Genomic DNA, 13560 nt, shown 5'->3' with positions numbered 1-13560 from the left:
ATGAAAAAAAGTACTGCAAAATCAGGCGCCAAGTCGGCTCGCGGCGCTCTAAGCTACAGCATCATCGCAGCCGATCCTGCCGCCCATCTGTTTGCCGTTACCCTGAGTATTGCCGAGCCGGCTGCGGTGGGGCAGATCGTCGCCTTGCCGGCCTGGATCCCGGGCAGCTACATGATCCGCGAATTTGCGCGCAATATCGTACAGATCCGCGCCGAGTCGAACGGCCGCAAGATCACCCTCAAGAAACTCGACAAGCACTCCTGGCAGGCGGCGCCATGCGACGGACCGCTGACCTTGCATTATCTGGTGTACGCATGGGACCTGTCGGTGCGCACCGCGCATCTCGACCAGACCCACGGCTTTTTCAACGGCACCAGCGTATTCCTGCGCGCGGTCGGCCAGGAAAATGCGCCGCACGTCGTGGACATCCAGCGTCCGCAAGGCGAAGCGTACGAAGCGTGGCGCATCGCTACCGCGCTGCCGACGCTGAAAGCCAAGCGCGGCTCTTTCGGCAGTTATGTCGCCGCCAACTACGACGAGTTGATCGACCATCCGGTCGAAATGGGCACTTTCCAGCTGGCGACTTTCAAAGCGCACGGCGTGCCGCACGAAATTGCGATCACCGGCAATGTCCCGAACCTGGACCTGGCGCGCTTGAGCGCCGACCTGAAAAAGATCTGCGAAACCCAGATCAGCTTCTTCGAACCGGCCGGCAGCAAGTTTGCCAAGCGCGCTCCGATGCAGCGCTACGTATTCCTGACGCTGGCGGTGGGCGACGGTTATGGCGGCCTTGAGCATCGCGCCTCTACCGCACTGATTTGCGCGCGCGCCGATTTGCCGGTCAAGGGCCAGGCGGACATGAGCGACGGCTACCGCACTTTCCTCGGCCTGTGCAGCCACGAATACTTCCATACCTGGAACGTCAAGCGCATCAAGCCGGCGGCGTTCGCGCCTTATGACCTGCAGGTGGAGAATTACACGCCGCTGTTGTGGCTGTTCGAAGGCTTCACCAGTTACTACGACGACCTGATGCTGTTGCGCAGCGGCCTGATTGACCAGCCTGCCTATTTCAAGTTGATTGAAAAGACCATCAACGGTGTGCTGCTCGGCAGCGGCCGGCATAAACAAAGCGTGGCCGAATCCAGCTTTGACGCCTGGGTCAAATATTATCGCCAGGATGAAAACGCGCCGAACGCGATTGTCAGCTATTACACCAAGGGCTCGCTGGTAGCGCTGGCGCTGGACCTGACAATCCGCAGCGAGACCAAGGGCCGCAAGTCGCTGGACGATGTGATGCGCGCCTTGTGGCAAAGATACGGCCGCGATTTTTATGCCGGCGATGCTTCCAGCGGGCGCGGCGTCAGCGAGGCCGCGGTCGAAGCCCTGTTCGATGAAGTCAGCAGCCTCAAGCTGAAACGTTTCTTCGATCGTTATGTGCGCGCAACCGACGATTTGCCGCTGGCGAAATTGCTGGCGCCGACCGGCATCGTGCTCAACGATAGCCGCAAGCCGGGCAAGCCGTCGCTCGGCGTACGCACCGCGCGCAACGGCGGCGATTGCAAGCTGGCCAACGTGTACGAAGGCGGCGCCGCCCATCGCGCCGGTTTGTCGGCGGGCGACGTGCTGGTGGCGGTCGACGGCATTCGTGTGCCTAACAGTGTGGATGCGTTGCTGGCGCGTTACCGGGTCGGCGACAGTGTCGTCGTCCATGCTTTCCGGCGCGATGAATTGATGACTTTCCGTGTCAGGCTGCTGGCGGATAGTGCACCGCAAATCGGCCTGCAGGCAGAAGCAAAACCGGCGCTGGTGCCGGCGCTGCGTACCGCCTGGCTGGCCGGGCGCAGCGGCCGTTAAGCCGGGCAGGGTTGAGCAAAAAAAGCCGGAGCAGTTGTCCGGCTTTTTTTAATCGGCTTTCAAGCCATTCCAGCGTGGCGTCAGCGCATGCTGAATGGCGAACAGATCGAGCACCCGTCCCAGAGTATGGTCGACCATTTCCGCAATGCTTTGCGGCCGGTGGTAAAACCCCGGCAGCGGCGGGAAGATGACGCCGCCCATTTCGGTGACGCTGGTCATGTTGCGCAGGTGCGCCAGGTTGAACGGCGTTTCGCGCACCATCAGGACCAGCCGCCGGCGCTCCTTGAGGACGACATCGGCGGCGCGCGTGATCAGGTTGTCGGACAGGCCGTTGGCGACCGCGGCCAGGGTTTTCATCGAACAGGGCGCGACGATCATGCCATCCGACTGGAACGAGCCGCTGGCGATGGCGGCGCCGATATCGCGCACATTGTGCACCACGTGCGCCAGCGCCTCGACTTGCTTGCGCCGCATCTCCAGTTCCTGGTGCAGGTTCAGCACGCCGGCGTCGGAAATCATCAGATGGGTTTCGACGCCGGGAATGTCGCGCAGCAGCTGCAGCAGCCGCACGCCGTAAATCACGCCGGTGGCGCCGGTAATGCCGACAATCAGGCGGCGCGGCGGCGCGGCGTCTGCAGCTGGGCGGCTGGGTGAGACCACGTGGGGTCTCAGGCCGTCAGCAAGGTTTTCAGTTCGCCGGAGTCAGACATCTCGTTCATGATGTCGGAGCCGCCGACGAATTCGCCGTTGACGTAGAGCTGCGGAATGGTCGGCCAGTTGGAATAGTCCTTGATGCCCTGGCGTACGGTCGGGTCTTCCAGGACGTTGACGGTGACGATGTTTTCGGCGCCGTTAGCCTTTAACAGCTGGATGGCGCGACCGGAAAATCCGCATTGGGGGAATTGCGCGGTTCCTTTCATGAACAGCACCACCGGGTTGCTGGTCACGGTTTCCTTGATCCACGCTTGTACATCGCTCATGGCAATACCTTAAAAAGTTTCAGAATACCGCCATTATATGAAAAAGGCCGCTGTGCTGCTGGTGAGACTGCGACTGCGAGTGGCCGTGAGGCAAGATTTGGCTGGGGTTGCCCGGCGGAAGCGCAGAAGTGTGGTGAATTCCGCACTTGTCAAGAGATTTTGACGAAAGCGCCAAGTCCATGTACAATCTCAGGTTCTCCCGATTCCGCCCAGTGATTTCATGCTTTTCCATCGCTGAATATGGTGTTTTAGGAAAGAAATTTTTTTAATAGTCTTCAATCATTTCGATGAGGTTTCATATGTACGCGGTCATAAAAACCGGTGGCAAACAATATAAGATTGTTGCCGGCGAAAAACTCAAAATAGAACAGATACCTGCAGACATTGGCACCGAACTCACTATTGATCAAGTGCTCGCAGTTGGCGCTGGTGACACCATTAAGTTTGGTGCACCGCTGGTCGAAGGTGCTACGGTGTCGGTTAAGGTATTGGCGCAAGGTCGCCACGATAAAGTCAAGATCTTCAAAATGCGTCGTCGTAAGCATTATCAGAAGCATCAAGGCCATCGTCAAAATTACACCGAAATTCAAATCGTTTCGATCAACGCTTAATTGCGTCGGTCGGCTTAACCAGATACCAGGAGTTTTAAATGGCACATAAAAAAGGCGGCGGCACTACGCGCAACGGCCGTGACTCAGAGTCAAAGCGACTTGGCGTCAAGGTCTACGGTGGCCAGGCGATCAACGCCGGCGGCATCATCATTCGTCAACGCGGCACCAAGACGCATCCAGGCGAAAATGTTGGCATGGGCAAGGATCACACCTTGTTCGCACTGATTCCAGGCAAAGTACAATTCGTAACCAAAGGCGCTACACAGCGTAACTACGTTACTGTCGTACCAGCTTAAGTTTCTTTAAGCGTCGACACAGGCAAGGCGTCAGCCTTGCTGCGAAAGGCTCTGCCAGCTGGTGGAGCCTTTTTAGTTTCTGGTCGTAAAACACTGCTCTGGCTAACCGGAACACGCAGCGTGTCTATTCCGCTGGCGGCGAGTTATGCCTGAAGCAATGGCATTATTGCAATACAAGCTGCGGCCTAGGCTGCAACGATCGCCAAAAATCGGTAAAGTTACCTGTGGCTTTCAATAAGAATTTAACCTCCAACCTCATTAGGACCTTCGAATGAAGTTTATAGATGAAGCAAAAATCGAAGTCATTGCCGGCGATGGCGGCAATGGGGTTGCGAGTTTTTGCCGTGAAAAATTCCGCCCGTTCGGCGGCCCTGACGGTGGCGATGGCGGCGTAGGCGGCAGTATCTGGGCCGTGGCCGACCGTAACATCAATACCCTGGTCGATTACCGGTTCTCCAAGATGCACCGGGCCGGCCGTGGCGAAAACGGCCGCGGTTCGGATTGCTACGGCAAGGGCGCCGACGATATCAAGCTGCGCATGCCGGTCGGCACGCTGATCGTCGACGTCAACACCGGCGAAGCGATCGCCGACCTGACCGACCACGGCCAGGAAGTGTTGCTGGCCAAGGGCGGCGAGGGCGGCTGGGGCAATATCCATTTCAAGTCCTCGACCAACCGTGCGCCGCGCCAGAAAAGCGACGGCAAGGAAGGCGAGCGCCGCGAATTGCGGCTGGAGCTGAAAGTGCTGGCCGATGTCGGCCTGCTGGGACAGCCGAATGCCGGCAAATCGACTTTCATCACCGCGGTGTCGAATGCCCGCCCGAAAATCGCCGACTATCCGTTTACCACGCTGCATCCGAACCTGGGCGTGGTCCGTGTCAGCCACGAAAAGAGCTTCGTGATCGCCGATATCCCGGGCCTGATCGAGGGCGCGGCGGAAGGCGCCGGACTCGGCATCCAGTTCCTGAAGCATTTGCAGCGCACCGGCTTGCTGCTGCACATCGTCGACCTGGCGCCGTTCGAAGACACGGTTGATCCGGTCAAGGAAGCCAAGGCGATCGTCAAGGAACTGAAGAAATACGACCAGTCGCTGTTCGACAAGCCGCGCTGGCTGGTCCTCAACAAGATCGACGTGATCCCGGAAGGCGAGCGCGTCAAGCGCGTCAAGGACTTCATCAAGCGTTTCGGCTGGAAAGGCCCGGTGTTTGAAATTTCCGCGCTGAACCGCGACGGCTGCCCTGAGCTGGTAACGGAAATCTACGGTTACCTGGCAGAGAAACGCCAGCAGGAAACCCGCTCGGAAGAGACGCACATGGTGGTCGAAGCGCAAGCCATCTTGTCTATCGATCCGGACGATCCTCGCTTCAAGATACTCGACTAAGCAAGTATCCGGCACCGATGGCTGCGGAGAAATCAGTCTCTCTCCATCGGTCTATTTTTTTCCCGCCACCCTCGCCAGTCGCCGAGGCACGATAGATAAAAATATGAATTCCGTCATTCAAAAAGCCAAGCGCATCATCATCAAAGTCGGATCCTCCCTGGTGACCAATGACGGCAAGGGCCTGGACGCCGGCGCCATCGAAAAATGGGCGACCCAGATCGCCGAGTTGCGGGCGATGGGCAAGGAAGTCGTGCTGGTCAGTTCCGGCGCCGTGGCCGAAGGCATGCAGCGGCTCGGTTTCGACAAACGTCCGACCAGCATCGACGAACTGCAGGCCTGCGCCGCCGTCGGCCAGATGGGCCTGGCGCAGATCTATGAAACCAGCTTTCGCGCCCACAACATACGCACCGCCCAGGTATTGCTGACGCACGCCGACCTGGCCGACCGCGAACGCTACCTGAATGCCCGTTCGACGCTGTTTACCCTGTTGCGCTTCGGCGTGGTGGCGATCATCAACGAGAACGACACCGTGGTCACCGATGAAATCAAGTTCGGTGACAACGACACCTTGGGCGCGCTGGTCGCCAACCTGATCGAAGGCGACGCCTTGATCATCCTGACCGACCAGAAGGGTTTGTACACGGCCGATCCGCGCAAGGACCCGAATGCGGAGTTCGTGCATGAAGCCAAAGCCGGCGATCCGGCGCTGGAAGTGATGGCGGGCGACGCCGGCACCAGCATCGGCCGCGGCGGCATGATCACCAAGATCCTGGCCGCCAAGCGCGCCGCCACCTCGGGCGCACACACGGTAATTGCCTGGGGCCGCGAAGATGCGGTGCTGACCCGGCTCGCCAGCGGCGAAGCCATCGGCACGCAATTGAATGCGCAGACCGCGCAGCTCACCGCGCGCAAGCAGTGGATGGCCGATCATCTGAAAACCGCCGGCAAGGTAGTGCTGGATGCCGGCGCCGTGCAAAAGCTGCGCAACGAAGGCAAATCCCTGCTGCCGATCGGCGTAACCGCCGTATCCGGCGAGTTCGGCCGCGGCGACGTCATTACCTGCACCGATGTCGACGGCCACGCCATCGCGCGCGGCATCAGCAATTACACCAGTTCGGAAGCGCGCCGCATCATGCGCCATCCATCGGCGGAGATCCAGTCTATCCTGGGTTTTGTCGAAGAATCAGAATTGATCCATCGAGACAACATGGTCTTGCTCTAGGCGGCAAGACCGGCAGCTCCGGACAATAAAAAACGGCTCCGCAAATTGCAGGAGCCGTTTTTACATGCGGGCAGGGCGGGTCAGCTGCCCGGTTTGATCGGACGGTTGCTGCGCAGCCTGCTGCGTATGTCCTCAACTTTGCCGGCTATCATGCCATCCTGGCAAAGAAAGTCTTTGGCAAGAGCGGCATGCTGGCGGTTTCCCGACGATTCGCTGATCTGCTTCCAGCCGCTCAGGCGCGCGCGCGACCAGCTGCCGTCTTTCTGGCCAAATGCATATGACTTGCTCTCATAGGTCTGGCAGCGAATGCCTTCGTAGCTGATGTTTTCAGCACCGCCCTGGCTCTTGCTGACCAGCGTGTAGCGCACCACGCCGTCGCTGCCGGCCGATATCGAATTGACATCGATGAAAAAATTCATGGTGGCGGTCGGGCTGACATAAAACGACACCAGGTTGGCGGCTTGCGGCTGCGGCGGGATTTCGGTCTTGGCTTCTTGCCAGGATTTGCCGTCGTCGTAATCGTCATCGTCAGACATGCCTGAATTGCTGGAACTCGCACCGGCGCCGGGATTGAACGGATCGCCGGCGGCGTGCACCTGGGTGACGGCGCTCAGCAACAGCAGGCTGGCAGCCAGCAGCTGCAGTATCTTGTTTGTAGCGGGAGAAAAATGAAAGGCGCGAAAGGCAAAAGCCATAGGGGTACTCACTTCTTTTCGGGTTCGGCACAGGCCGGAGGGGATTGCGTCGATGCGCGCGGTCCATGGCCGGTGCGCAGGTGACGGGCGTGATGCGGCGCGTTTTGCAGCGGGCGCGTCAGGAAACGTGATAATTCTTGCAAGGCGCGCTGGTAGACATCCCGTTTGAATTCGATCACGACATCCAGCGGCACCCAGTAATCATGCCAGCGCCAGGCGTCGAATTCGGGGTGTTCGGTGAGGCGCAGGTTGACGTCGCAGTCGCGTCCGACCATGCGCAGCAGGAACCAGATCTGTTTCTGGCCGCGATAATGTCCGCGCACGTCACGCTTGATGAAATGATCCGGCACTTCGTAGCGCAGCCAGTCGCGGGTACGGCCGATGATCTTGACGTGTTCCGCCTTCAGCCCGATTTCTTCCTCGAGTTCGCGAAACATTGCCTGCTCCGGGGTTTCACCGTATTTGATACCGCCTTGTGGAAATTGCCACGAATGTTCACGCACGCGCTTGCCCCACCAGACTTCGTTCTGGGTGTTGAGCAAGATAATGCCGACGTTCGGGCGAAAGCCTTCACGGTCAAGCATGTTGTTACCTCAAAACTTTCTGCGGCCGGGCGGCTCTATTTGCGTATTTCTGCTAAATCTTTGCTTGCCGTCATCATTTGCGGAACAGGCCCGTACAGCCGCCATGGCTAGGCGGAAAGCTCTGTCCTCGCCCGATTAGGCGCGCAATCTGCCCTTGCCAGTGACAACAATGGCCAGAACATCAATCAATTGTGCAAAGAGTAGGCGCATCAGCCAGCTAATCCTTTAAAATTGAGTTGATTATAACCCTCTCTTTTTAAAAAGAATTCATCGTTATGCGCGCCTCCCGTTTTTTTATCTCCACGCTCAAAGAAGCTCCATCCGACGCTGAAATCGTCAGCCACAAGCTGATGATGCGCGCCGGCATGATCAAACGCATCAGTTCCGGCATTTACACCTACATGCCCATGGGTTTGCGCGTGATCCGCAAGGTGGAGAGCATTGTGCGCGAGGAGATGAACCGTTCCGGGGCGGTGGAATTGCTGATGCCGGTAGTGCAGCCGGCCGAACTCTGGCAGGAAACCGGGCGCTGGCAGAAATACGGCGCCGAACTGATGCGCGTCAAGGACCGTCACGGCCGAGACTTCATCATCCAGCCGACTTCGGAAGAAGTGATTACTGACATCGCTCGCACTGAATTACGCTCTTACCGCAAGCTGCCGGTGAATTTTTACCATATCCAGACCAAGTTCCGCGATGAGCGCCGGCCACGCTTCGGTTTGATGCGCGGACGCGAATTCACGATGAAAGACGCCTATTCCTTCGATCGCGACCTGGATGGCCTGAAACAGTCCTACCAGATCATGTACGACGCCTACGTCCGGATTTTCAACCGCTTTGGCCTGCAATTCAGGGCGGTGGCGGCCGACAACGGCGCCATCGGCGGTACCGGTTCGCACGAATTCCACGTCATCGCCGCTACCGGCGAAGACGCCATCGTGTATTGCCCGAACTCGGATTACGCCGCCAACATGGAAGCGGCCGAGTCCCTGCCCTTGTATCCGGCCCGCGGCGCGGCGACCCAGGCGTTGACCAAGACGGCGACGCCGGGCAAGGCCAAATGCGAAGCGGTAGCCGAGCTGCTGCAGCTGCCTTTGACGCAAACCATCAAGTCGATCGTCCTGACTGTTGAAAAAGAAGCAACCGACAAAGAGCCGGCAAGCAAGGTGGTCTGGCTGCTGATGCTGCGCGGCGACCATGAGCTCAACGAAATCAAGGCCAACAAGATTCCCGGCCTGGCCGGTTATCGTTTTGCTACCGAACAGGAGATTGTCGAGTACTTCGGCACGCCGCCAGGCTACCTTGGCCCGGTCAATACAAAGAAGCCGGTTACCGTAGTGGCGGACGTCACTGTCGCCAACATGCATGACTTCGTCAGCGGCGCCAACGAAGTGGATTTCCACTACACCGGCGTCAACTGGGGCCGCGACTTGCCCGAGCCTATGGTGTTCGATATCCGCAATGTGGTGGAAGGCGACCCTTCGCCGGACGGCAAGGGCGCCCTGGCGATCTTGCGCGGGATTGAAGTCGGCCACGTGTTCCAGCTGGGCACCGCCTATTCGGAATCGATGAAAGCGACTTTCCTGGACGAGAACGGCAAGCCGCAGATGCTGCAGATGGGATGTTATGGAATTGGCATCACACGCATCCTGGGCGCCGCGATTGAACAGAATTTCGACGACAAGGGCATCATCTGGCCGACCTCCATCGCCCCGTTCGAAGTAGTCCTGTGCCCTATGGGCTATGACCGCAGCGAAGCGGTCAAGGCCGAGACCGACAAGCTGTACGACAGCTTGCTGGCTGCCGGCGTCGACGTCATCCTGGACGACCGCGGCGAGCGCCCGGGCGCGATGTTCGCCGACTGGGAGCTGATCGGCGTGCCGCATCGGGTGGTGATCGGCGACCGCGGCCTCAAGGATGGCCAGCTGGAGTACCAGGGACGGCGCGATACCGAGGCAACTACGGTACCGCTGGCGGAGGTGGCAGACTTCATCAAGGCTCGCCTGGTTTCCCAATAACAACAGATTTGCGGCGGATTGGTTTTTTGCGCCGTTTTCTTTGTATACTCTCCCCAAAATAAAAGTGTATTTTGGGGAGTATCGATTGCGCTGGTCTCGTTGGCTTGGCTTGTTGCCCATGTTGTTGCTGCTCTGCAGCATGGCGCACGCCGGAAATCAAAAAGAAGAAGAGCTGGCGGATTCGGTACGCCTGGCTTTGTCGCGCGCCATCAATGACGCCCGTCCCCCAAAAGCCCAGTTCTCTGAAATCGACCAGCGCATCCAGTACCTGTACTGGCTGGGTGAAATGTCGGAACGCCTGAAGAAGAAGCTGCCGGATGCGCAGGTGCGCATCGAATTCCTGGAAACCGCCTGGTATGAAGCCAAGCGCGCCGGCCTTGATCCCGGCATGGTGCTGGGCCTGATCCAGGTCGAATCGGCATTCCGCAAGTACGCGCTGTCCAGCGTCAGCGCCCATGGCTACATGCAGGTGATGCCGTTCTGGACCCGCGTGATCGGCGACGCCGACCGCAGCAAGCTGTTCAACATGCAGACCAACCTGCGTTACGGCTGTTCGATCCTGCGCATGTATATCGACATGGAAAAGGGCAACCTGTACCTCGCGCTCGGCCGCTACAACGGCAGCCGCGGCCGTCCCGAATATCCCAACGCCGTGCTGGCAGCGTGGAAACGCTGGGAATACAAGGATGACCTGCCGATCCATACGGTATCCGCACGCAAGTAACACTTCCTTGGCCAACAACGGTCGCGCAGCAAGCTCATAGCTCCTCCTTCTTCCCTTTGGTTGACCCGGCATTGCACGGGTCAACCTTCCGTTGTGCCTCCCATTTTCTGAAGATCCATGCTCTTTCGTCATCAGCATGTAATAACTTCTGGTTACAGTTGTTACACATTATTACAAATGATTGCATGTTTCTGATTGACAACACGGAGCGATGAATGAAATTACGTATTTTGATTGCCGCCGCCACGGGAGCAATGGTGTTGGCGGGGTGTAGCGGTTCCAGCAATCCGCTGGTCGAGGTGCCGGTCGAGCGGCCTGAAGTCAAGCCGGGCAAGAATGTGATCTTCTTCCTGGGCGACGGCATGGGCATCACCACCATGACTGCCGCCCGCATCTACAAAGTGGGCGAAGAGGGCGACCTGACCATCGATACCCTGCCGGAAAGCGGTTTCGTCACTACCTATTCCAACGATGCCCAAGTGACCGACAGCGCACCGTCGATGGCGGCCTACATGACCGGCGTCAAGGCGAACAACGAAGTGATTGCCATGTCGGCCAATACCAGCGCCCGCGACGCCGGCGGCAAAAGTTATGTCAACGGCGCCGACAGCACCTGCCCCGCCGGCAACGGCACGCCAGCCGACACTCTACTGGAGATCATGAAGGCCAAGGGTTACAGCACCGGCGTCGTGACCACCACCCGGATCACGCATGCGACGCCGGCGGCGACTTATTCGCATATCTGCCACCGCGACGGCGAAAACAATATCGCCGCGCAATTGACGCCGAAGGGCGCCGGCTTCAACAGCAAGCTGAGCGATGGCGTCGACGTCATTTTCGGCGGCGGCCGCCGTCATTTCCTGCCGAAAGCCGACGCCGACAGCAAGCGCAGCGACAGCCGCGACCTGGTGGCGGAATTCAAGGCGGCCGGCTATACCTATGCCAGCAACTTTGCCGAGTTCGACAAGATCGGCGCCGCAACGCCAAAAGTGGTCGGCCTATTCCACAAGGACCACATGACTTACGATCTGGACCGCGACGCCGCCAAGGAGCCGAGCCTGGCGCAGATGACGGGCAAATCGATAGACCTGCTGAACAGCAAGAAGACCGGCTTCTTCCTGATGGTTGAGGGCGGCCGCATCGACCATGCCTTGCACGCCACCAATGCGCGGCGCGCGTTGCAGGAAACCGTTGCTTTCGATGAGGCGATCAAGGTCGCGCTGGACAAGATGCAGCTAGTCGATCCGGGTTTGAAAAACACCCTGGTGGTGGTTACTGCCGACCATGACCATTCGATCCTGCTGAACGGCTACGCCAAGCGCACCGGCAAGACCACCAGCAGCGAGCCGGGTGTGCTCGGCCTGGTGAAAAATGTCGCTACCGGCCAGCCTGAACGCGATATCAACAACAACCCTTACACCGTGATCGGTTTCGGCAACGGCCCCAACCACCTGGCCACGCGCGGCGCGTTGTCCGACATGCAGGTGGCTGACAAGGACTACATGCAAGAGTCGGTGATCCCGACCGAAGCCGGCGGCGAAACCCACGGCGGCACCAACGTCTTCATCGGTGCGCAGGGACTGGGGCCGAGAATATCCGCGGCGTGCTCGACAACACCGAAGTGTTCGGCTTGGTGAAAAAAGCTGTCGGCCTGTGATGCCGCTTCGAATTTACCGAACGAATTTGCCCAAGATAGACAAAGGTACAGACCATGATTAAACCAGCTAGCAAGCAATTCCAGCGCCGGATCTACCAATGCGCCGCACTGTGCGCGTTGACGCCGCTGTCTTTACTTTTCACCGCGAACGTCATGGCGGCCGACGCCGCGGCCGCGAAAAACGTCATCTTCTTCCTGGGCGACGGCATGGGCCCGGTGACTGTCACCGCCGCGCGCATCTACGGCCATGGCGAAGCAGGGCGCCTGACCATGGAGACCTTGACCCGCACTGCGCGCGTCAAGACCTTCTCGCTGGATGCCCAGACCACCGATAGCGCACCATCGATGGCGGCGTACATGACTGGCGTCAAGATGAAGAACGATGTGATTTCCATGTCTTCCGATACCAATGCCTTCGACGCCAACGGCAAGCCGTATCAAGTCAAGGCGGATTCCACCTGCGTGGCCGGCAACGGCCAGCCGGTGCAGACTTTGCTGGAACTGGCCAAAGGCGCCGGCAAGGCGGTCGGCGCCGTCAGCACCACCCGCATCAGCCATGCGACTCCGGCCACGACTTATTCCCACGTCTGCAACCGCGACGCTTACAACACCATCACCGAACAGGCGACGCCGGGCGCGGCGCGCTACAACACGGCGTTGAAGGATGGCGTCGATGTATTGCTGGGCGGCGGCTTGCGGCATTTCCTGCCGAAGAGCACGGCGGGCAGCCAGCGTAACGATGAGCTCGATGCGCTGGGCATGTTCAAGGCGGCGGGATATACCTACGTCGCTTCCGGCAGCGAACTGAAGAACGTCAATCCGGCCGGTGTCAGCAAACTGCTGGGCTTGTTCAGCGCCAGCGACATGGATTACGAACTGGACCGCGTCAAGAAAAACCTGAACCAGCCGAGCCTGGCCGAGATGACCGAAAAAGCCATCGGCGTGCTCAAGAAGAATCCGAAAGGCTATTTCCTGATGGTGGAAGGCGGCCGCATCGACCATGCCTTGCACGGCACCAACGCCAAACGCGCGCTGGAAGACACCCTGGCTTTTGATGCCGCGATCAAGAAGGCGCTGGAACTTGTCGACCTGAAAGACACATTGATAGTGGTTACCGCCGACCACGATCATGCGATCGGTTTCAATGGCTATCCGAAGCGTGGCAATCCGATCCTGGGCAAGGTCGCCAACTACTACGACGGCAAGCTGGCGCTGGCGGCCGACGGCAAACCCTACACCACGCTGGTGTTCGGCAACGGCAGCGCGCCGCGCCGCCCGGAAGACGGCGACCTGACCAATGTCGATACCGAAGCCGATGACTACCTGCAGCAGGTCGGCGTGCGTTTTGCCGGTTCGCCTGGTTCGGAGACGCACGGCGGCGGCGACGTGATGCTGTTCTCGGCCGGTGCCGGCAGCGACAGTTTCAAGGGCACGTTTGAAAACATCAAGGTGTTTGGCAAAGTGAAAAACGCACTTGGCTTGTAATCCTTTTTTTAGTAATACCGATGCCGCCATCGCAATAATGGCGGCAATTCTTT

Annotated in this window: 12 protein-coding genes and 1 pseudogene; 9 read left to right on the top strand and 4 right to left on the bottom strand. The window is 59.0% G+C overall.

Annotation, left to right across the window (positions count from 1 at the left end; genetic code table 11):
• On the top strand, positions 1-1854 hold the full coding sequence (locus CFter6_RS21870) for a M61 family metallopeptidase (protein WP_061541706.1): 1854 nt from the start codon (positions 1-3) through the stop codon (positions 1852-1854).
• Positions 1855-1902: 48 nt separating this feature from the next.
• On the opposite strand, the gene CFter6_RS21865 is transcribed toward CFter6_RS21870, so the two are convergent.
• Complete coding sequence (locus tag CFter6_RS21865; RefSeq protein ID WP_061541705.1) at positions 1903-2514, bottom strand: UbiX family flavin prenyltransferase; 612 nt, start codon at positions 2512-2514, stop codon at positions 1903-1905.
• Positions 2515-2522: 8 nt separating this feature from the next.
• Complete coding sequence (gene grxD, locus CFter6_RS21860; protein WP_014007875.1) at positions 2523-2834, bottom strand: Grx4 family monothiol glutaredoxin; 312 nt, start codon at positions 2832-2834, stop codon at positions 2523-2525.
• A 299-nt stretch (positions 2835-3133) separates the two neighbouring features.
• On the opposite strand from grxD, the gene rplU reads away from it, so the two are divergent.
• The 4 genes from rplU to proB all read left to right on the top strand — a co-directional run bounded on the left by rplU (position 3134) and on the right by proB (position 6344).
• Positions 3134-3445, top strand: coding sequence for a 50S ribosomal protein L21 (rplU, locus tag CFter6_RS21855; protein ID WP_038493216.1), 312 nt, complete (start codon positions 3134-3136; stop codon positions 3443-3445).
• Positions 3446-3483: 38 nt separating this feature from the next.
• Positions 3484-3741 carry a 50S ribosomal protein L27 gene (gene rpmA / locus CFter6_RS21850; protein ID WP_061541704.1) on the top strand — a complete coding sequence of 86 codons (258 nt, stop codon included), beginning with the start codon at positions 3484-3486 and terminating at the stop codon, positions 3739-3741.
• 271 nt (positions 3742-4012) lie between these two features.
• Positions 4013-5122, top strand: a complete 1110-nt coding sequence (obgE, locus tag CFter6_RS21845; RefSeq protein ID WP_014007872.1) for a GTPase ObgE — start codon at positions 4013-4015, stop codon at positions 5120-5122.
• A 103-nt stretch (positions 5123-5225) separates the two neighbouring features.
• Positions 5226-6344: a glutamate 5-kinase gene (proB, locus tag CFter6_RS21840; RefSeq protein ID WP_061541703.1), complete on the top strand. Its 1119-nt coding sequence runs from the start codon at positions 5226-5228 to the stop codon at positions 6342-6344.
• 80 nt (positions 6345-6424) lie between these two features.
• Here proB and CFter6_RS21835 read toward each other — a convergent pair whose 3' ends face one another.
• Both CFter6_RS21835 and CFter6_RS21830 read right to left on the bottom strand, forming a co-directional pair.
• The gene (locus tag CFter6_RS21835; RefSeq protein ID WP_236904443.1) at positions 6425-7039 is read right to left on the bottom strand and encodes a CNP1-like family protein; all 615 of its coding nucleotides are present in this window, start codon (positions 7037-7039) and stop codon (positions 6425-6427) included.
• A gap of 8 nt (positions 7040-7047) precedes the next feature.
• Complete coding sequence (locus CFter6_RS21830) at positions 7048-7623, bottom strand: RNA pyrophosphohydrolase (RefSeq protein WP_061541701.1); 576 nt, start codon at positions 7621-7623, stop codon at positions 7048-7050.
• 275 nt (positions 7624-7898) lie between these two features.
• Here CFter6_RS21830 and CFter6_RS21825 point away from each other — a divergent pair, with 275 nt between their 5' ends.
• The 4 genes and pseudogenes from CFter6_RS21825 (at position 7899) to CFter6_RS21810 (ending at position 13507) form a co-directional block, all read left to right on the top strand.
• Positions 7899-9641, top strand: coding sequence for a proline--tRNA ligase (locus CFter6_RS21825; RefSeq protein WP_061541700.1), 1743 nt, complete (start codon positions 7899-7901; stop codon positions 9639-9641).
• 118 nt (positions 9642-9759) lie between these two features.
• The gene (locus CFter6_RS21820) at positions 9760-10365 is read left to right on the top strand and encodes a lytic transglycosylase domain-containing protein (protein WP_061541699.1); all 606 of its coding nucleotides are present in this window, start codon (positions 9760-9762) and stop codon (positions 10363-10365) included.
• A gap of 215 nt (positions 10366-10580) precedes the next feature.
• Positions 10581-12022, top strand: a pseudogene (locus CFter6_RS21815) (alkaline phosphatase).
• Between the two features lie 54 nt (positions 12023-12076).
• On the top strand, positions 12077-13507 hold the full coding sequence (locus CFter6_RS21810) for an alkaline phosphatase (RefSeq protein ID WP_061541698.1): 1431 nt from the start codon (positions 12077-12079) through the stop codon (positions 13505-13507).
• Positions 13508-13560 lie beyond the last annotated feature (53 nt).

This window comes from Collimonas fungivorans (genome assembly GCF_001584145.1).
Taxonomy (GTDB): Bacteria; Pseudomonadota; Gammaproteobacteria; order Burkholderiales; family Burkholderiaceae_D; genus Collimonas; species Collimonas fungivorans.
Note: the sequence above shows the minus strand (reverse complement) of the source record. Positions and strands in the feature narration are given on the sequence as shown.

What these genes read in the sequence shown, in the direction of transcription:
- CFter6_RS21870 (WP_061541706.1), top strand. Translation starts at nt 1, where the DNA reads ATGAAAAAAAGTACTGCAAAATCAGGCGCCAAGTCGGCTCGCGGCGCT.
- grxD (WP_014007875.1), bottom strand. Translation starts at nt 2,834, where the DNA reads ATGAGCGATGTACAAGCGTGGATCAAGGAAACCGTGACCAGCAACCCG.
- rplU (WP_038493216.1), top strand. Translation starts at nt 3,134, where the DNA reads ATGTACGCGGTCATAAAAACCGGTGGCAAACAATATAAGATTGTTGCC.
- rpmA (WP_061541704.1), top strand. Translation starts at nt 3,484, where the DNA reads ATGGCACATAAAAAAGGCGGCGGCACTACGCGCAACGGCCGTGACTCA.
- obgE (WP_014007872.1), top strand. Translation starts at nt 4,013, where the DNA reads ATGAAGTTTATAGATGAAGCAAAAATCGAAGTCATTGCCGGCGATGGC.
- proB (WP_061541703.1), top strand. Translation starts at nt 5,226, where the DNA reads ATGAATTCCGTCATTCAAAAAGCCAAGCGCATCATCATCAAAGTCGGA.
- CFter6_RS21835 (WP_236904443.1), bottom strand. Translation starts at nt 7,039, where the DNA reads ATGGCTTTTGCCTTTCGCGCCTTTCATTTTTCTCCCGCTACAAACAAG.
- CFter6_RS21830 (WP_061541701.1), bottom strand. Translation starts at nt 7,623, where the DNA reads ATGCTTGACCGTGAAGGCTTTCGCCCGAACGTCGGCATTATCTTGCTC.
- CFter6_RS21825 (WP_061541700.1), top strand. Translation starts at nt 7,899, where the DNA reads ATGCGCGCCTCCCGTTTTTTTATCTCCACGCTCAAAGAAGCTCCATCC.
- CFter6_RS21820 (WP_061541699.1), top strand. Translation starts at nt 9,760, where the DNA reads ATGTTGTTGCTGCTCTGCAGCATGGCGCACGCCGGAAATCAAAAAGAA.
- CFter6_RS21810 (WP_061541698.1), top strand. Translation starts at nt 12,077, where the DNA reads ATGATTAAACCAGCTAGCAAGCAATTCCAGCGCCGGATCTACCAATGC.